We start from the raw sequence: 17,242 nt of genomic DNA on the forward strand, positions 1-17,242 counted from the left end.
CATGAAACTTATAAAGATTCTAACACTGAATATTTGCTTTCTAGTCATAGCTTGCGCAGAAAAATCTGAAGAAAAACCTGAAGAAGCAAAGACAACGAAAGAAACTCAACAAGCAGGGAAGGAAGTGATGCTAACTTCTGCTCAGTATGATGCCCTGGACATCAAGGTGGATACGTTGACAAAAAGAATGATGAGCGGTTTTGTGGAGGCAAACGGGCATCTTGAAGTTCCTCCTCAAAGTGAGGCAACGGTAACGCCTGTAATTGGAGGAAATGTGAGCTCCATAAAGGTTATCGAAGGAGATGTGGTAGAGAAAGGGAGTATACTAGCTTACCTGAGTCATCCAGACATTATTAAAGTTCAGACAGAATACATCAACACGGCTAATCGCCTTGAGTATCTTAAGAAGGATTTTGCCCGTCAAAAAAAATTATACGAAGCGGGTGTTGGCTCTGGAGAAACTTTTCAAAAAGCTGAATCTGAACTCCAAAGTGCAAAAGGTCATGTAAAAGGTATGGAGGCACAGCTCAGGCAATTGCACATTAATCCAGAATCTATCAGGGACGGAGATATTCAGCAGCAAATTCCTATTTTAAGTCCTATAAATGGAGCTATTCAAAAGGTGAATATCAAAACAGGCCAATTCGTGCAGGCTCAAACGAATATGTTCGAGATCATTAATACACATCATGTTCATGCAGATGTAATGGTATTTGAGAAGGATGTGGCGAAGGTTGGAAAGGGACAAAAAGTTTATTTTAATATCACCTCTCAGCCGGGGAAAGAATGGGAAGCCAGTATACTTTCCATTGGTAAAAATTTTGAACAGGAACCAAAGGCATTGCATGTGCATGCCGAAATTAAAGACAGAACCGAGAACCTGGTTCCTGGGATGTACGTAAGAGGAAGGATAGCGGTGGAAGATATGCGAACCCTGGCTTTTCCCGAAAGTGCCATTGCCAGGAATGCCGATAAGTTCTTTGTGTTTAGCGCCGAAAGAGAAGGGGATGCATGGAGCTTTAAACCGATAGAGATAAGCACCGGTGCACAGGATAATGAATGGATAGAGGTAAGATTTTTAGAAGAGCAGCCTGCTGATAATAAATATGCTTTCAATAATGCGTACTATTTAATGGCTGAAATGAATAAAGGTGAAGGCGGAGGACATCACCACTAAAACTTAGTTAAATGGGACATAATCATTCACAAGACCATTCAGGAAAAAATCTCAAAGTTGCATTTTTTCTGAACCTGACATTTACTATCCTGGAATTTATAGGTGGGATTTATGTGAATAGTATCTCCATTATTTCAGATGCGGTGCATGATCTGGGGGATTCACTCTCGCTTGGAACCTCCTGGTATCTTGATTCCAAAAGCAAGAAGAAAGCGAATTCTAAATATTCTTATGGCTACAGGAGATTCTCCCTGCTTGGAGCTTTAATTAACAGTGTGGTACTTATTGCAGGTTCTGTTTATGTTATTTATGAAGCGGTAGGTAGAATCCTGGAACCAGAACATTCAGATGCACAGGGCATGGTGATCTTTGCTATTATCGGTGTTCTGGTAAATGGCTATGCCGCTTATAAGCTGAGCAGCGGAAAGTCTATGAACGAAAAGGTGGTATCCTGGCATCTAATGGAAGATGTTCTGGGGTGGGTAGCCGTATTAATAGTAGCTATTGTACTTTATTTTAAGGATATTCACTATCTCGATCCTGCATTGTCGCTTTTAATCACTTTGTACATTCTTTACAATGTCTTTAAAAGGCTGAAGGAAACGCTCTTTATTTTTCTACAGGGAGTTCCATCAGATATCAACCTGGATGAAATTAAAAATGGATTATTAAACCTGGAAAAGGTTAAGTCTTTGCATCATACTCATATCTGGTCACTGGAAGGTGAACATCATGTGTTCACCTCTCATGTGATTTTAAAGGATATTGAAAAGTTTGATCAGGTAATTGAGGTGAAAACTTTGATAAAGGATCGTCTGGATGAATACAATTTTGAGCACTATACCATTGAAACTGAACTGGATTCTGAAACTTGTAAATTAAGGGCTTAGTGTTTTAATCATTCTAAGAATTAGCTTCTGCAACTGAAATCATGATGGACCGCATGCATTGGCTACAATGGTCCCGATTATTGCAAGTTGTCGGAGTAGGGAACCCGGCTTTGACGGATTAACCATTTTCTTTCCTGGTTTCTAAAATTCCATTTTTTTGACAATGCCCTTAATTTGAGATGAACAGCTGTTGTACCCAGTTAAAACTGTTCATCTTTTGTTGGATACGCTTCTTTCTTTTTTTGAAGTATTTCATCAAGGATAAATTTATAATCTTCGGCAATATTTGATGCTGTGCCGATAACTATGAAAGTACTATCTCCGATTTAAAACCTGATTGGATTTGAATTTATTTTCCAATACAGAAGTTTTCAGTTCCCGGTTTCATTGGGCTTAGCCAAAAACGAGGTGTAATCTAGGTACAACCCCATTTCCAACATCTCAAAATAAATACTAAAATGCTAGATAATATTTAGTCATATGTGTTTTTATTTGATAATAATACAATTGAATTTTTCCTGAAAACGTTGAAAAGGTCTGATTTTAACCTCAAATTTTAAATTAATTAAGATGAATTGTTAATGCCTATCTGCAGGGGTAGGAATCTCTTAATTTTTGGATTATATAAATAATATTGTGGCTATTATTTAATAAGCCATATAATTCAATGAACTTTTCTGACTTAGAATGATTTAAAAGCTATTTATTATATTGCTGCCGGCTATTTCAATTTTAAATATATGGCAACTCACTTTGATAAGATTATAGATTACTGGCAATCTAATTATAGTAAAACAATTCCGGAATCAAAGAAATTTGAAGTTCCAGAGCATTTTAAAAGGATGGCAAACCTAATGGCTCCTGGAAAATCTTTTTACTATATAGCAAATTTTCAAACCTTAGAGTTAGAACTGGTTTCTGAGTCTGTAGAAGAATTTATAGGCGAAAAAGCATCCTTTGCAAATATGGATAAACTTCTTGCTTTAGCTCTTCCCAGCGAAATAGAAAAAATCCATAGAAAGGAACAAGTTATTCAGAGTTTTTTCATTGATTATTTGAGGCCTAAAGAAATGCTTGATTATAAGATTACCTATACTTATAAAAATAAGGCTCACGATGGAAAAGTAAGAGTGATGTTACATCAGGCTACGGTTTTGACTTTGAATGAGTCGGGTCAGTTTATACATGTCTTTAGCATTCACAGTGATATCTCACATCTAAGTGTGAAAAGCACGGAGGATGTATCATTCCTCAATATTAATGGTGGCCCATCCTATTACAACGTAGAAACTTCCTCAGGAAAGTTTAATCCAAAAAAATTACAGGAATCAAAAAAATTAAAAGAACTACTTACTTTAAGGGAAATTGAGGTAGTTAGGGAATTAGCATTAGGTAAAAGTGTAAAAGAAATTGCTATCAGTTTAAATTTATCAAGTCATACAGTTAAAACACATAAAAAAAATATTTTAGGAAAAGTTGAATGTAATAACTCGACACATTTAGTAACAATTTGTTTGGCGGAAGGTCTAATTAATATTTAGTAAGATGAAAGGGATATTATTATTACTCATTATTACCATACCATCAATATTTTTTGGCCAGGTTAAAGATTGGAACTCTTCAATACACAGTCTTAATAGTCAATTAAAAAACGTAAATCAAATTATCCATTTTTCCAGTTATAATGATTACTGGGCGGAATCAGATTCGATGTCTATAGAAAACAATTCAGATTTTGAAAAAGTGTTTTTAACGCTTTATCATACTGAGATGGCTTTTGAACCCGATGCAGACTATTATATTGTAGGTATGGATATACCACTTCTGGAAATTTTTGACATTGAATGGCAGGAACATCAGCTGAAATTGGATTTTTCAAGGAACTGTAATTTAAATTCGGCAGCTGAAATCCATAATTTGATATTGAATTTTTCTTCTGAAAAGTCTAAAGAAAAAATATATGCTGCTTTTACAAAGCTTTTGAAGTTCCGAAATGACTATCATACTGAAGTACATGAAGTCAATCAATGTACTTTGGAAACCATTTAAGGTTGATCATAGATTTAGTATTATGAAATTTTTTTACAATTACTTATTCAATTAAGGCCTAATTCAATTTTCAATTAATGATACAATTCTTATCAAGGAAGGAAGCTTTAAAGAAAAATAGCATCCTGGCCAGTTATGTTATAGACATGCAGAAAAAATTCTATGCTCCAGACCTATTCGAACCTGGAGAAAACTGGCTTGATGAAGAGGAGAGATTAGTAGAGATGAATGAAGAAGAATGTGCTATAAGGAATAAACCTATTCTAGTTAAATTCGAAAGTACTATAGACAGTTTAGATGATCTTCCAGAGCTGAAAAGATTTACTGATGAATGTATCCTTTCAACCCGGGAACACGATAAGGTCCATGTTGAGATTATGGCCGGCGATCTTGAAAAATTAAATAAAATTCTGGAATGGGATGGCATGTTGTTTATACCTGAATTTCCTTACTCTTGGTTAGAATTTATTAATTCGAAAGATGAAGATGATAGAAAAGTTGCAGATTGGTTTTTGAGTAAGGGAGTCGATAAAAATTTTAATGGTGCAATTTACGCAAGCGATGAAGACCTTGAGGCTTTCATGCAGCTTCTAGTTCATTTTATTGTCAGAAGAGTCGATAGTTTTCCGGTCTGCCGCTTTGCTGGTGTTAACTCTTCTGCCATAGGTTCAGTATGCAAATACGGGAATATTCATTATTTATTCTATAAGAATGGTGAATACACCAATTTTGAAAATGCAATAAAGGAGACCAGCCTGGTAGAAATTCCTTTTGGTGCCTGTGAATATAAATTTTAAAATAAATCTCTAAATCTTATGAAATTCAGTAAAAAAGAGAAACGATTCTGGAAAACTAAATTTTCTTTTGGGCTGAATAATATTCCCGAAGAAATTGAACATTTAACTTTCAGAGATGAATATTTAACCAACGAAGAGCTCTCTTATATAACTTCCAGAATCAAACGAATAGAAAGGCTGGATCTGGATAGTACTTCTGTTGACGATGATGGAATTCCCTTTCTGTTGGAAATGGACTATATAGGGGAACTCAGGCTGGTGAATCTTGAAATTACCGATAAAGCTGTTGATACACTTTTAAAACTCCGGTCTCTGAAGTTTTTACATCTTGGATCTACCAATGTAAGTTGCGATGGAGTTTTAAAACTAGCGGAACTGAGGAATCTAAAAGAACTATTTGCGAGTCCCGATAAGGTAGAAGAAGATAAACTGGATGAATTTTTAAAGCGTTCCACAGATTGTGAGCTAACCATTAATAGTAAGCCCTACTCTAAAATTGATTACGGATTTTAGTTATTATAGGATCCAACAATTAATATTCTGTCTCCTCTTTCCTGATCCAGGTCATATAATCTGGAAATACTATTCCTGCTATTTCGATATGTACTTACTAATTGTTGTCTGTATTTCATGTTATATCTAGCCACAGAGGGACTATTAATCACTTTATAGGCATTAGAGCTGCAAATATTATATCCCGTATGTGATATGATTTCATCATAGTACTTCGGGATAGTCATTTCATCGGAGTCTAAAGTTCGTGGGTAAACATTGGCGTAGAATTTCGATGCAATTTTATGAACTACAGGATTAGAGGTTAAACTATAAAAATATATTGTTTTACTCACCTGTTTATTCAAGATGGCTTTATGCGCGGATACCAGATTCATTAGAGCCTTTCCATGATCAGGGTGCAGAAGTAGTAATCCTAGATAAGCCAGTAAAATTTTTTCGTTTAAACTTTTGTGTTTAACCGTGTAAAGACCTGCTAGATCATTCCCATTAAACGCGGCAAAGGCGATTCTCTCTGAATTTATCATTTCAAACACCTCTTCTGGGTTTTCATAATAAATAGCTAGCAAGTCCAGAATTTTTTCTTTATAGGCTATAACCTCAGAATCAGTCAGGGTTTTATAAACATAAGAATTTGGTTTATTCATTTTAAAAAGATCTAAGTTCCAATTTCACATAATACATCAAGTGATCTTGATGAATGATCTTCCAGTTATTTCTTATGTGCTTTTGAATGTTACAATTCTGTTTGGAGACCATTGAAAAAACAGATTCATATTCATTATTTAGTCGGCTTATCATTGATTTGGTTAGAAGTTTAGAAATTCCCCTACCCAAATAATTCGGACTAATGGCGATTTGCGCCCTTGGGCAGACTTTCCCGGCGAATTGTTGTTTAAGAATTCTTAATTGAGCTCTGTATTTTTCGGTTAAATTATTTCGAGATACATCGTCTACTAAGAAATATCCTGCGAAAGAACTATCTACTGTAGCGATGATAAGATGTTGATTGGAAATAATTTGCTTTAGCTCAAATTCAGAATAGGGACTGCCAAATAGAAAACCTTTTTTATTTACATAAGGTTGATTTAACCAAAAGCTTTGGAGAGTGATAATTTGAGGTATGTCCGAGTCAATTCCTAATCTAATAGATATGTGATCTGAAGAACAGTATTTAGATGTATTATTCGCACTAACCATTAAAATTTTTAGTTTTCATTATTTTGAATGCCTTTATTGGATCAGAAGACTTTAGACAAATGGTAATCATATTCTCTATTAAGAGCACATTTAATTCTATTTAGCTCGTTCTGAAAACCTTATTTACAAGGATTATCTCAACCCTAATTGATAACTCTCTCTTCATGAATTTTTGGTTGAAGAAAAGTGTAAGCCAGTTTTTTAATTTTCATTTTTTTCGTGTTCGAATAATTATTTTGGCAATAGAGTATTCCTGATGAAATTCTATTTGATATAACTTAGATTTTAATGGCATCTATAGTGAGTAAATTCATTGAAAATTTAAAATTTGATTTTATTTTTTCCCATTCTAAAAGTTCCTCGTCACTAAAATATCCCGTTTTATATCCGTCATTGAAAATCTTATTAAACCTTACAATCGAATTAGCGATTTCTATACTATTAAAGGAATAATCGTGAGAGATTCTATTGATAACTTTATATCCATAGCTTTCAATATTATTAAAGAGAATTCTTACTTTCCATGCATTTGGAATTTTTTCGGTTGCTATAAAATTTATAAGTTTTTTTTCTAGCTGGATAAATTCTGTGAAGAATGTCATACTCAAATAATCGGTGTCAGTAATTTGAATTTTTCCATTCTTAACCAGAACTCGGTTAATTTCATTAAATGCAGCATCATGATTTTCTAAATGTTGAAATACTCTATCTATAGTTATTTTACTTACTGTATTGCTTTCGATGGGTAATTCATAAATTGAACTATTATAGAACTTAATTTTAGAATTATCATTCATCAGCCTCGCTTTTTCAATGAAACTTTCATCAAAATCAATAGCTATCACTTTTGCTCCACATGCAGCTATTCTCTGCGCATCTAGCCCTATACCGCATCCTAAATCAACCACAGTATCAGTTGAGGTGGGATTTAAATTCCTAAGGCGGTATTCCTTCGTTTTTGAAAATACTTTATCGAGATGATAGAGATAATTATGATCATAGGTTCTAGAGATCATTTTCACTTTTTTTAATTAAAAACTTTACCATCTCATCAGGAATATCGATACAACAAGTTTGGATTAAATTTTGAAATCCACAGGGGAAATTAATTTCGAGAAGATAAAAGTTTCCTAATTCATCTTCTAAAAAATCGACTCCTGAAAATGAAGTATTTGCCAAATGAGAAGCTTTAACAGCTATTTCTTCTAAATTCTTAGTATATTTTCTATTATAATACTCGACTTCGCTCTCTATAACCGCATTTCTAAAATCATTTTTGTTCATTTTAAACTCAGCACTCGCTATAACTTTATCACCAAGTACAATCATTCTACAACCTTTAGCATTAGGAATAAATTCCCTCATAATAAAACTGGTTTGACGATCTGAAAAAAGATAATCTATTATTGATATTAGACTTTGCCAACTTTCTATTTTAATAGTTCCAATACCCCTAGTGCTTCCTATAGATTTTAAAATAATAGGAAAGCCACCTAAATATTTTATATATTTTTCCAAATTTCTCCGGTCTGGGGAAATCGAGAATATGGTTTTGGGAGCTGGGAGACCATTTTTCTCGTGTACCATGGAATATTTAATAGTATCGCTATTGTAACTGATATATTTTGGGTTTTCTATGTAGAATGTGGTTGTGGATTTATTTATTAATAAAGATTCAAGCGTTTCGCTTCCTCTTCCTACATTATATAAAATATCTCCTCTATTTAGTCGTGGTAGACTAGAATAATCGCAAGTAAGGCTATCAATGGAATTGAATTTAATACCAGATAGTTTGCAGGCGTTGTTTAGGAGGTCTATTCTTTCTTGTATACCTTGATAATAACCTTCATGTAAACAGTAAAATTTCATTATGTTATCTTATATATATAATAATCAGAAATATCACCTTTTTGGTAAAACTCCCAACCAATTTTTTTATGCACCTTCTTGGAGTAGCGGTTTTCCTTGTTAATTGTACACAAAAGCATTGAATAATTATTTTCGATATTCGAGCATAGTTTTTCGAACAGTAATCTTGCGATACCATTTCCACGGAACGAGGGATCAATAAATATTTGGAATCCATACCCAATTTCACAAATTGGAATCTCCAGCATTTTCGAAATCTCCATTGCCTTTATTTTCTGATAATATAAATTCTCCTGATTTGTATTTTTGCCTATAAGGCAATAACCTATCAACTTATTATTTAATCGAGAAATTGTGATTTCTTGGTTGGAAATTATCCTTTGAAATGCATCTTTAGAATAGTTAATTGATAAATTTCCATTTATTGATTTCGCGCATCCTGCTTTATTTAATTTTAATAACTCTGATATTTCAGAAATTTCAGCATTTTTTATGTTTGTTAATAATCTCATTTTATATTCAAACTTCATATAGCATTAAAACTGTGTCTGAAAAATTGTGGCGACTTTTTGAATTAGGAAGTTTGCCATATTCCTTATAACCAAGCTTTTTGGCTAATCTTTTGGTTCGATCATTATCAGAAACTATGGTTGAAAAAATATAAAGTATACTTGTTAGCGAGGTTATTTCTAAAACAAATTTTAATAGTTTGAAACCAAAGATTTTATTTTGGTTTTCCTTAGAAACATATAAGCTGAGAAAACCAAAATTATCTTTCCATAAAGGTGAATGAAAAGGAGTTAAGGAGCAATATGCTAGAGGTTTATCTGCCGAACTACAATAAACCCAGAAACCAAATTTTTCATTCTGGTAATTTAAATTACTTTTAAAGTGGACCCTTAGTTCCTCCTTATCTTCATAACCTTCGACCTGTTGGCCAAATGCATCAGGAATTCCATCCTCCCAGATCTGAATAATATCATTTAAGTCTTTTAATCTGGCTCTTCTTATTTTATTTTTAAGATTAGGCTCTTCCATAAATTATTTAGAAATTTTTACTGGATCTGAGGGATTTAGGCAAATGGTGATCATAATACCTATTAATAGCACACTTAATCCTATATGGCTTGTGGTGAATATCTTGTTTTCAAGGATCATCTCCAATCCGAGCGTAGCCAATGCTCCCAGGGCAAAAGGGAGTCTTACCTTTTCAGCATTATATCTTTTAAAAAGTATGATCGAGCAAATAGAGATTAGGGCAAGTAAGCCTCCGCTTAGAACGAAAAGCCACAAGTCATTAAAAGCTACCTCAAAACCAGCTCCTCGGTAAGAAGTGATGCCTAACCCCCATAAGACAATCCCTCCCAAATACAGCACTCCTAAAGACATTCCCCCTTCGGTTTCGCTCTGCTTTTTAATGATGAAAAAACTAATAGCAGATAAAACTATACTTGCACCTATAAATAGAAATCCCTTTGGGTCCTCATCAATAATATTAGCAGACAGAACAAAAAAGATTATAATGAAAATGGTCCAGATAGATAAATAGAATTGTAGACTGCTACGGTGATTCTTACTGAAAACGGCGATGAGAATAAGTAAGGGTAGTTTCATCCTCTGGAATAAAGCCACAGTACCGGCTGAAAGGAACTTAAAACTGTATATAAGGAACCAGGCGCTGAGTCCGTTGATGATAAGCCTGAAAATATGTGGTTTCCACCTTTTAGGTTTAAGGTCACTTTTGCGGTATATCGCGAAAAGCATAAACACTAGGAGAGCTCCCAATCCCCTGTACAGCATAATGATCCCGGTGGAATAGCCTTTGTCGATAAGTGCTTCAATACCATTATTGTCGGCAGCCACAAGCAGGATCACGGAAAGGAAAAGAATGTATTTAAGCATATTGATTCTGGAGGAATAATTTATTTTTTAAATTTTGAAAATTTTCCTTAGAAGGAAGATTACATAAGATCAACATCCGGTCACCTTTAGTTTCATCAATATCAAGAGACTCAAATGTTTTTAGGTTAAATCTTTCACATACTTCCTTAAACCTTTCTCTTTCAATTCTTGAATATCTTATTTTGACTGCAATATTCTTAAGTACAAAAGGATGCTCCGTACCAGCACTGTATAGATTATATTCTTTTCGTATTTGTCTTATAATCTCACCTCCAAACTTAGAGTATGAACCATCTAAATTTGGTTCCACATTATCCCAAATTTTAGGTAGGGTGAGTAGGATTACCGGAGTAGCAGTAGTCCCAAACAGTATTATCGGTTTTGCAATATTTGACTGTTTTTTCAAAGCTTCCCTAGTGAAGAAATAGTATAATTTGCTGGCAAGTTTCTTTTCCTTAAACTTATTATTTACACAACTTAATCCTAGGTAGATCAAAAGTCTTTTCTCCGAGGCAATTGATATTTCACCCCAACCGGTCATAAAGAAAGCTTCAATTCCACTACCGGGTTTTCGATAAAAATCTATCCTAGAATTCTTCCTTAACTCCTCATTTAAAAGGTGATTAGGTTCTTCATAATATTCCTTTAAAAGGAGCTCAATTTCGTTTAAGTCTTTTTTCGTAAGACTTGAAATTGGCATCGAGTATAATTGAAATTCAATCATGTTTTATAATAGATTGCGCCCCATGTGAGTCCACCTCCCATACCACAAATTAAAATTTTTTTCCCTGTTTGCTTAAAGATTTTAAAATGTTCAGCGATTGTTATGTAAATTGAACCGGAACCGGTATTTCCTAATAGTTCAACAGTTTTTAAAATCTTTTTGGAAGGTATACCTCTTTCTTTTAGGCAGTTTTCGATCACTACTTTATTAGCCTGATGAGTAATTACATAATCAATATCTTCAGTTTCCGCTATATGGTTGTCTAACAACCAGTCTATGGATTCATTGAGTTTTTCGTTTATGAAGGTTTTTACTTTTTTTCCATCCATTAAAAGAAAATGTTCTTTTTTAGTCGGATCATAATTCTGGATTGGGTAATTAGATTTTCCGGCTAATACTTTCAATGAATAATCTTCACCGACGTTACCTTCGATATATGATCCAAGATAAAAGTCGATTATGCCGCTATTGCTTATATTTCCATTATTCTATACTACTATAGCCCCAGCACCTTCACCAAACAAAACATTCATCAAAAAATCGTCCGGATCTATTGCATCCAGCATTTTGTCAACTCCTATAAGCAGACCTTTTTTATATCTTCCGGATTTCAAAAACATTTCTGCCATTGATAAGGCATAAACAGGACCTGCGCATGGCATATTAATTTCAAATGCGAATGCTTTTTTTAATCCAAGTTTTTCCTGAATTAAAGTTGCCGTTTGTGGTAATGTATAATCTCCTGTAAAGGTATTTACTATAATAAAATCTATTTCCCCATCCTTTAGCTTCATTTCTTTTGCAGCTAAAAATCCCTGTTCGGAAGGTTTAAGATTAGATTTTCTGCGCTCAAGGATACCTGTTTTATCAAGAATCCAGTTTTCTATATCAAAAGGTTGATCAAACTTTTCGGAAAGCCCTTTATTTGAAATTACCTCGTCTGGAATATATGAGCCAGCTGAAGATATGATGATAGCCATTGTTACTTCTTTAAGTTTTCGAGAAACACTATATCTTTTTCAACCCTATCCTTTATCCAATCTATATAAGAATCCAGGTCACCGGATCTGGTACAGGAATTCGTGGAATATTCGCCATTTTCGTCGAAAGCAAAAAGCAGCCATTCAGTGCCTGTCCCGATATTCAGTCCACACATAGCTAGATCTGCCGGTGTAGAAATTGTCACAATATTATTTTCAAGATTACCCTTATATAGTGTTTTGATGTTCAATGTGATAAGTTTCTGGTGCTCTACCGTCTCGATCTTCTGAACGATTCCATGGAGGATTAGATCATAATCTTCTATGTCCTCCTGGGTTATTTCCTTTGACTCGCTGCATGTACAAAAATCAAAATCATTTGGACTCGAGAATAAGCTAAGAATTACAAATAAACCGATAGTCATAATTTAATTTTTTAAAAGGTGATCTAATAAGTACTTTTCAGCGAACCGGTTTGTTCCCTTATATGGATAGCTATGCATGCTAATCATAGGACGTTCGTTGATTTCCAAAACCTCATAATATTCCTTATGCAAATCAGGGATTATAATATCTATTCCGGCAAATGGAAGATTAAATTTTTCACAAATTTTAATTGCTAATTGTTTATGATACTGGCTAATCTCCTCAGTTACATCAATACTATCTCCACCCTTACTCAGGTTACTGATTTCGCATATTTGATGTATCTCATTTTTGGGAGGAACATATTCTTCATGCAACTGTGAATTTTTTAAATATTTTTGGAAATCCGGCTCTGATATCTTCATCAATGGCCTAGTATAACCATCTCCACGATTTTGGTTCTTAATATTCAATAAATCCAATAGAGAATGAACACCGTCGCCTTCCAGATTAGCCGGGATCCTTTGAATTACACCCACCAGTTTTCCTTCGATAACCAAAAAGCGAAATTCTGGTCCTTCAATAAATTCCTTTATCATCATCTCCTTGTATTTTTTTAAGGGATGTTTGATTAAGGTTAAAAATTCTTCCTTAGACTGAATGTTAACTTTTATATCTGTACCGTGATTGGTTTCTAGAGGTTTTAGTACTATTGGGAATTTAATTCTCAGACCCTTAAACTCATTTGAATTTCTGATAATTTGGAATTCCGGAGTTTGAAAACCTAGCCTTTTGAGCTGTTCTTTACACAACCTTTTGTTATTACATATCATGTAGTTTAAAAGTGAATGGGTATGTGTATACGTAGTGCCCAATACTTTTAAAACCTTATTATCAATAGTAATTTCAATTAAATTATACTGGTCGTCCAGAACATCCACAGTACCACCACGAGAAAGAACCTCTTTGATCAATAACTGAGTGCTGGCGACAAGGTGATCGAAACCATCAAGAGTTGAAAATATATTAGAGTTATTTTTCATTCAGATGATTTACTACAAACTTAGCAACATTAACCCCGGTGAAATTTGCGGGAATACTAAAATCATTAGGGAAATTAACTTCAAGAACATAAAAATTACCATCATTCCCCTGGATAATATCTATCCCAACAAATTCAAATTTTACGGCTTGAGAAACCTCAATTGCCAACTTCTCTAATTCTTCAGAGTATGAATAAGCTTCAATTATAGAAGATTTACCTGGAGCAGAACATCTAAAATCATTTTCTGGATTAAGTCTAATTATGCTGCATACAACCTGATTACCTACTACAATGGCTCTTATGGTTCCGTTATTTGGTATATATTGTTTCAGTTGAAAATGAATACTTTTTGAGGAAAGCATATCGGCCGTTGAGACGAGGCTTTCCCAGCTTTCGATCTTAATAACGCCCACGCCTAAAGTTCCACCTGTAACTTTTAAAATAAGTGGAAAACCATTAAGATACTCAACATAGTTTTTCAGTAATTCTTTATTGTTTGAACCCTTTAAGATAGTCTTAGGGATCGGTATATTGGCAGCTTTCAATGAAAGATCAAGCTGGTGTGTTGAAAAGATGTAATTTTGAATACTCGGACTGGTGAAAAAGCTTTTAACTTTCTTTGATACTAGAATATTCTCTATTTCATGAGAAAACGGGGTGACATTGTAAAACATATCATCTGGTCCAGCTTCCAGTTCACTTAATTTACTGTAATCAAAACTCTCAGATTCTAATGCAATAGGTTCTATATTTCGCTCAGTGGCAGCCTCTGAAAGCATAGTTAGTCGTTCTTCCCAGTTTCTAAAACGCTGGTTGTATATCAGATAGAATTTCCTTTTTCTTTTGTTCAAAATTCAGATTATAATTTTCTAGTTTAAAAAGTATTAAGTCTACAGAATCATTCTCAATAGAATGGTATGAGTGCATTAAACCATATTTCTCGAAGCCAAATAATTCTATTACTTCCCGAACTCCTTTATTAGAAGGTCTTACCGAAGTAATTATAGTTTTATCGTGATAAAAATTTAGGGTATGTAGTATAAGTAATTTAAAAACTTCTCTTATTCTGAAATATGGATTTTGAATAATAAAGCCTCGGGATAAAAATAAATCATTTTTATCCGAAGTTATTTTCCCATTGGACCAGGCTTGAAGTATTTCGCCGGCTACGCTTACCGTTAGAGCTCCTAAAAAGACATCTCCTTTTTTAACTATGACGTAAGTTCCTTTATCTTCAACTCTTGCGGCCTTCTCATTCAATAAGTTTGACTTAAATGCATTATTTTTTAACTCAATAATTTCTGGAGGAAGATTTGAAGAAATAGAAAAGTAAAGTTCTCGCACTGGTTTCCGTAACGTGGGTTGATTTTACAAAAATTACAAATATAGATGTTCCAATCAATACCCCGAAAGGGGTATTTTAAGTTTTTATTAAGATTTGTATATTGCTTGCAATAATTATGGCATTTTTCAGTGTTTAGGCATTTATATCTTATTTTATTTATTTTAGGAGGTAATCACCAAAGTTTATCTCAGAATCTGGATTGGTCTGAAATTCAATCTGATATTAGTTACCTGAACAGCCAGAGGTTTTTATTTGAAAGGGTAGAAAATTGGCTGGAAGAAACCAGGGTAGAGTCTATACTCATGGATTCCATATATATTAAAAATAGTAATAGCCCACAAAAAGCGGTGCTAAATATTTACCATTCCGGTAGTTTTGATCCTAGTGTGCTTGAAATTCCGTTAAAACAGATCGATTCTATAACCCATGATGGTTATGTTCTCAATCTGCATGTGTCTAAGCTTGATCCACCCATTTACTCCTTTTTGTATACAGAAATAGATTTGTTTCAGGGGAATGAGCACATCCTTTATTTCGTGATTGAAAGGTTTAGGAGGATCGTAAATTTTTATAAAAATGATACTTATAAAAATACCTACACCAACAAAGGAAAGCGTTAGGTATTAATATTATAGTAAATTGAAACATATGCAATTAGTTAAGACTGATTTATTTTTCATTTTCCCATTTCTTTTTTTAAGTAAAGCCCAAGCACAAGATATAAATGAATGGAGTTCGTGGAAAACTGATGAGGAAGTGAGGTATAAAAAAATCGATAAAGAAGAGGATAGGTTTTTTTATGAGATAGAGTGTCGTAATCGGTTTCCCCATAATCTTTCATATGTATTAGTAATAGATCCTTTGGTAGAGAAGGCTAATTATATTCGACTTTCACAGCGACAAAATGAGATAATCCCCATTAAACCTGAGAAAAGTATTTATCCTGAAGCGTTGGAAATTTACAGTTTTTATACCTCCTTAACTCCAAGCTGGCCGGTAAACTTAAGTAGGTAATACCCTATATTAATATTGAAAAAAGGATTCCATTGAATATTTTTAGAAAACAGTTTTAACAAAATTTTTAGATAATTTTTTATATTTGGGCAATGCAAATCTTCTCATATTCTCATATAGGTCAAAAATCTGATAATGAAGATGCTCATGGCATAGGTGAATATTCTTATGTGGTTTGTGATGGTGTTGGAGGTGCAAACAAAGGGGAAATAGCAAGTAAGGTAATCTGCGAATTTTTAGTAGATGCCTTAAAGAAACCTGTTAGTTCACCAGACGAAATTTCCAGGCTGATAAAAGAGGGAATTAACGAATTAAACTCCAAAGTAAATGAGCATCCGGAATTTGATGGAACGGCGACGACCTTAGCCGGTATTTTCATCAACTCTTCTCAGGGGATATACACAGCCCATATTGGGGACAGCCGAATATTTTTAGTTCGGCCTTCTAATAAAAAATTCTGGCATACCTGGGATCATTCTCTGGTGGGGGATTTGGTCAAAAATGGAGAGATCAGTAGGGAAGAAGGGCGAGTTCACCCGATGAATAACCGAATTTACAGGGCTTTAAAAAATGGATTAATAGATAACAACCCCGAACCTGAAATACATTTAATCTCAGATCTCAGAAAAGGAGATCGAATTCTTATATGTTCAGATGGGGTTCTTGAAGCTTATTCGGATCTTGAAATCATTGAACTTTTGTGCAATAAAGATTTTTCAATAGAGAATATAGGAAATCAGATGAAGGATGTGTGTTCTATTGAAAGCCGGGATAATAATACAGCGATAATACTCGAAGTAGAAAACGGAGATTTCAAGGTTGACCAAACTGAAAAGCTGGAATGGTCAAGTTTAAAATCATTAAAAAGGGAGAATCAGAAAATAAAATCAAAATTATCGATCAGGGATTGGGCGAAAGGTATATGGTCCGGTAGAGATCACAAAAATTAGTAACAATGACCGAAGAAGAATTTTTCAAACGCTACAGTTTTAATGTTAGGGAAGATAAAATAGGCGGCGGTAGTTTCGGTACCGTTTATAGGGCCTATGATAATGTGCTGGATCGTGAGGTAGCCGTAAAAGTATCTGAAGTTCGAATTTCCGGGGATAAAGAGTTTTCATTACGGGAAGAATTTAAAGCTATCGAAAAGCTCCCTCCACATGCCAATATTGCGAATTATGAAGAGGTACATACTTTTGAATCTTTTAATGGTGTGTTCGATTATGCCATTATGCAGTATTACCCATTAGGAAATCTTGATCATTTTCTTTCCAAAAATGAATTGAACCAGGAGAAGAAAGAGACGTTGGTACTTGCTATAATAGATGGAATTGCACATTTGCATAAACATCATATCGTTCAGCGAGATCT

General features: G+C 33.9%; 24 protein-coding genes. 10 read left to right on the top strand and 14 right to left on the bottom strand.

Going from position 1 to position 17,242, the window contains the following annotated elements; translation table 11 throughout:
• The first annotated feature begins 1 nt into the window (after position 1).
• The 6 genes from G530_RS0109135 to G530_RS0109160 all read left to right on the top strand — a co-directional run bounded on the left by G530_RS0109135 (position 2) and on the right by G530_RS0109160 (position 5,426).
• Entirely contained in the window at positions 2 to 1,177 is a 1,176-nt protein-coding gene (locus G530_RS0109135) for an efflux RND transporter periplasmic adaptor subunit (RefSeq protein ID WP_035716061.1), read from the top strand.
• An 11-nt stretch (positions 1,178 to 1,188) separates the two neighbouring features.
• Positions 1,189 to 2,067: a cation diffusion facilitator family transporter gene (locus G530_RS0109140; protein ID WP_026934243.1), complete on the top strand. Its 879-nt coding sequence runs from the start codon at positions 1,189 to 1,191 to the stop codon at positions 2,065 to 2,067.
• A gap of 740 nt (positions 2,068 to 2,807) precedes the next feature.
• Positions 2,808 to 3,608 carry a LuxR C-terminal-related transcriptional regulator gene (locus G530_RS17335; RefSeq protein WP_026934244.1) on the top strand — a complete coding sequence of 267 codons (801 nt, stop codon included), beginning with the start codon at positions 2,808 to 2,810 and terminating at the stop codon, positions 3,606 to 3,608.
• 4 nt (positions 3,609 to 3,612) lie between these two features.
• On the top strand, positions 3,613 to 4,116 hold the full coding sequence (locus G530_RS0109150; RefSeq protein ID WP_026934245.1) for a hypothetical protein: 504 nt from the start codon (positions 3,613 to 3,615) through the stop codon (positions 4,114 to 4,116).
• Positions 4,117 to 4,193: 77 nt separating this feature from the next.
• A complete protein-coding gene (locus G530_RS0109155) occupies positions 4,194 to 4,913 on the top strand; it encodes a hypothetical protein (RefSeq protein WP_026934246.1) in 720 nt (239 codons plus the stop codon).
• Between the two features lie 18 nt (positions 4,914 to 4,931).
• Entirely contained in the window at positions 4,932 to 5,426 is a 495-nt protein-coding gene (locus G530_RS0109160) for a hypothetical protein (protein ID WP_026934247.1), read from the top strand.
• On the opposite strand, the gene G530_RS0109165 is transcribed toward G530_RS0109160, so the two are convergent.
• From G530_RS0109165 to G530_RS0109230, 14 genes are all read right to left on the bottom strand, one after another.
• Positions 5,423 to 6,073 carry a hypothetical protein gene (locus G530_RS0109165; RefSeq protein ID WP_026934248.1) on the bottom strand — a complete coding sequence of 217 codons (651 nt, stop codon included), beginning with the start codon at positions 6,071 to 6,073 and terminating at the stop codon, positions 5,423 to 5,425. The genes G530_RS0109160 and G530_RS0109165 overlap by 4 nt on opposite strands.
• A gap of 1 nt (position 6,074) precedes the next feature.
• A complete protein-coding gene (locus G530_RS0109170) occupies positions 6,075 to 6,626 on the bottom strand; it encodes a hypothetical protein (protein ID WP_026934249.1) in 552 nt (183 codons plus the stop codon).
• Between the two features lie 278 nt (positions 6,627 to 6,904).
• Positions 6,905 to 7,642 carry a class I SAM-dependent methyltransferase gene (locus G530_RS0109175; protein ID WP_026934250.1) on the bottom strand — a complete coding sequence of 246 codons (738 nt, stop codon included), beginning with the start codon at positions 7,640 to 7,642 and terminating at the stop codon, positions 6,905 to 6,907.
• On the bottom strand, positions 7,632 to 8,495 hold the full coding sequence (locus G530_RS0109180) for an ATP-grasp domain-containing protein (protein ID WP_026934251.1): 864 nt from the start codon (positions 8,493 to 8,495) through the stop codon (positions 7,632 to 7,634). The genes G530_RS0109175 and G530_RS0109180 overlap by 11 nt, the downstream gene beginning before the upstream one ends.
• Entirely contained in the window at positions 8,495 to 9,007 is a 513-nt protein-coding gene (locus G530_RS0109185; protein ID WP_169514037.1) for a GNAT family N-acetyltransferase, read from the bottom strand. Before G530_RS0109185 ends, G530_RS0109180 begins: the two co-directional genes overlap by 1 nt.
• A gap of 7 nt (positions 9,008 to 9,014) precedes the next feature.
• Positions 9,015 to 9,533: a GNAT family N-acetyltransferase gene (locus tag G530_RS0109190; RefSeq protein ID WP_026934253.1), complete on the bottom strand. Its 519-nt coding sequence runs from the start codon at positions 9,531 to 9,533 to the stop codon at positions 9,015 to 9,017.
• A 3-nt stretch (positions 9,534 to 9,536) separates the two neighbouring features.
• Positions 9,537 to 10,397 (bottom strand): hypothetical protein, encoded by an 861-nt coding sequence (locus G530_RS0109195; protein WP_026934254.1) that lies wholly within the window; start codon positions 10,395 to 10,397, stop codon positions 9,537 to 9,539.
• On the bottom strand, positions 10,390 to 11,097 hold the full coding sequence (locus G530_RS0109200) for a hypothetical protein (protein WP_035716063.1): 708 nt from the start codon (positions 11,095 to 11,097) through the stop codon (positions 10,390 to 10,392). The genes G530_RS0109195 and G530_RS0109200 overlap by 8 nt, the downstream gene beginning before the upstream one ends.
• 20 nt (positions 11,098 to 11,117) lie before the next feature.
• Positions 11,118 to 11,525 (bottom strand): 3-oxoacyl-[acyl-carrier-protein] synthase III C-terminal domain-containing protein, encoded by a 408-nt coding sequence (locus G530_RS0109205; RefSeq protein WP_026934256.1) that lies wholly within the window; start codon positions 11,523 to 11,525, stop codon positions 11,118 to 11,120.
• A gap of 84 nt (positions 11,526 to 11,609) precedes the next feature.
• Positions 11,610 to 12,101, bottom strand: coding sequence for a 3-oxoacyl-ACP synthase III family protein (locus G530_RS16755; protein WP_035716146.1), 492 nt, complete (start codon positions 12,099 to 12,101; stop codon positions 11,610 to 11,612).
• A 2-nt stretch (positions 12,102 to 12,103) separates the two neighbouring features.
• On the bottom strand, positions 12,104 to 12,526 hold the full coding sequence (locus tag G530_RS0109215) for a hypothetical protein (RefSeq protein WP_026934257.1): 423 nt from the start codon (positions 12,524 to 12,526) through the stop codon (positions 12,104 to 12,106).
• A gap of 3 nt (positions 12,527 to 12,529) precedes the next feature.
• Complete coding sequence (locus G530_RS0109220) at positions 12,530 to 13,510, bottom strand: ATP-grasp domain-containing protein (RefSeq protein WP_026934258.1); 981 nt, start codon at positions 13,508 to 13,510, stop codon at positions 12,530 to 12,532.
• Positions 13,500 to 14,363, bottom strand: a complete 864-nt coding sequence (locus G530_RS0109225) for an ATP-grasp domain-containing protein (protein WP_169514038.1) — start codon at positions 14,361 to 14,363, stop codon at positions 13,500 to 13,502. The genes G530_RS0109220 and G530_RS0109225 overlap by 11 nt, the downstream gene beginning before the upstream one ends.
• Entirely contained in the window at positions 14,314 to 14,772 is a 459-nt protein-coding gene (locus tag G530_RS0109230; protein ID WP_156888615.1) for a hypothetical protein, read from the bottom strand. The genes G530_RS0109225 and G530_RS0109230 overlap by 50 nt, the downstream gene beginning before the upstream one ends.
• A 213-nt stretch (positions 14,773 to 14,985) precedes the next feature.
• Here G530_RS0109230 and G530_RS0109235 point away from each other — a divergent pair, with 213 nt between their 5' ends.
• The 4 genes from G530_RS0109235 to G530_RS0109250 form a co-directional block, all read left to right on the top strand.
• A complete protein-coding gene (locus G530_RS0109235; protein WP_026934261.1) occupies positions 14,986 to 15,477 on the top strand; it encodes a hypothetical protein in 492 nt (163 codons plus the stop codon).
• 28 nt (positions 15,478 to 15,505) lie between these two features.
• Positions 15,506 to 15,871, top strand: coding sequence for a hypothetical protein (locus tag G530_RS0109240; RefSeq protein WP_026934262.1), 366 nt, complete (start codon positions 15,506 to 15,508; stop codon positions 15,869 to 15,871).
• Positions 15,872 to 15,963: 92 nt separating this feature from the next.
• Positions 15,964 to 16,821, top strand: a complete 858-nt coding sequence (locus G530_RS0109245; protein WP_026934263.1) for a PP2C family protein-serine/threonine phosphatase — start codon at positions 15,964 to 15,966, stop codon at positions 16,819 to 16,821.
• 5 nt (positions 16,822 to 16,826) lie between these two features.
• Positions 16,827 to 17,242: protein kinase domain-containing protein (locus G530_RS0109250; RefSeq protein WP_026934264.1), on the top strand; the 416-nt coding region annotated here is incomplete at its 3' end.

The sequence above is a fragment of the Christiangramia echinicola DSM 19838 genome (genome assembly GCF_000423065.1).
Taxonomy (GTDB): Bacteria; Bacteroidota; Bacteroidia; order Flavobacteriales; family Flavobacteriaceae; genus Christiangramia; species Christiangramia echinicola.

Bases quoted from the DNA above. Each gene is read 5' to 3' on its own strand.
- G530_RS0109135 (WP_035716061.1), top strand. From the start codon at position 2: ATGAAACTTATAAAGATTCTAACACTGAATATTTGCTTTCTAGTCATA.
- G530_RS0109140 (WP_026934243.1), top strand. From the start codon at position 1,189: ATGGGACATAATCATTCACAAGACCATTCAGGAAAAAATCTCAAAGTT.
- G530_RS17335 (WP_026934244.1), top strand. From the start codon at position 2,808: ATGGCAACTCACTTTGATAAGATTATAGATTACTGGCAATCTAATTAT.
- G530_RS0109150 (WP_026934245.1), top strand. From the start codon at position 3,613: ATGAAAGGGATATTATTATTACTCATTATTACCATACCATCAATATTT.
- G530_RS0109155 (WP_026934246.1), top strand. From the start codon at position 4,194: ATGATACAATTCTTATCAAGGAAGGAAGCTTTAAAGAAAAATAGCATC.
- G530_RS0109160 (WP_026934247.1), top strand. From the start codon at position 4,932: ATGAAATTCAGTAAAAAAGAGAAACGATTCTGGAAAACTAAATTTTCT.
- G530_RS0109165 (WP_026934248.1), bottom strand. From the start codon at position 6,073: ATGAATAAACCAAATTCTTATGTTTATAAAACCCTGACTGATTCTGAG.
- G530_RS0109170 (WP_026934249.1), bottom strand. From the start codon at position 6,626: ATGGTTAGTGCGAATAATACATCTAAATACTGTTCTTCAGATCACATA.
- G530_RS0109175 (WP_026934250.1), bottom strand. From the start codon at position 7,642: ATGATCTCTAGAACCTATGATCATAATTATCTCTATCATCTCGATAAA.
- G530_RS0109180 (WP_026934251.1), bottom strand. From the start codon at position 8,495: ATGAAATTTTACTGTTTACATGAAGGTTATTATCAAGGTATACAAGAA.
- G530_RS0109185 (WP_169514037.1), bottom strand. From the start codon at position 9,007: ATGAGATTATTAACAAACATAAAAAATGCTGAAATTTCTGAAATATCA.
- G530_RS0109190 (WP_026934253.1), bottom strand. From the start codon at position 9,533: ATGGAAGAGCCTAATCTTAAAAATAAAATAAGAAGAGCCAGATTAAAA.
- G530_RS0109195 (WP_026934254.1), bottom strand. From the start codon at position 10,397: ATGCTTAAATACATTCTTTTCCTTTCCGTGATCCTGCTTGTGGCTGCC.
- G530_RS0109200 (WP_035716063.1), bottom strand. From the start codon at position 11,097: ATGCCAATTTCAAGTCTTACGAAAAAAGACTTAAACGAAATTGAGCTC.
- G530_RS16755 (WP_035716146.1), bottom strand. From the start codon at position 12,101: ATGGCTATCATCATATCTTCAGCTGGCTCATATATTCCAGACGAGGTA.
- G530_RS0109215 (WP_026934257.1), bottom strand. From the start codon at position 12,526: ATGACTATCGGTTTATTTGTAATTCTTAGCTTATTCTCGAGTCCAAAT.
- G530_RS0109220 (WP_026934258.1), bottom strand. From the start codon at position 13,510: ATGAAAAATAACTCTAATATATTTTCAACTCTTGATGGTTTCGATCAC.
- G530_RS0109240 (WP_026934262.1), top strand. From the start codon at position 15,506: ATGCAATTAGTTAAGACTGATTTATTTTTCATTTTCCCATTTCTTTTT.
- G530_RS0109245 (WP_026934263.1), top strand. From the start codon at position 15,964: ATGCAAATCTTCTCATATTCTCATATAGGTCAAAAATCTGATAATGAA.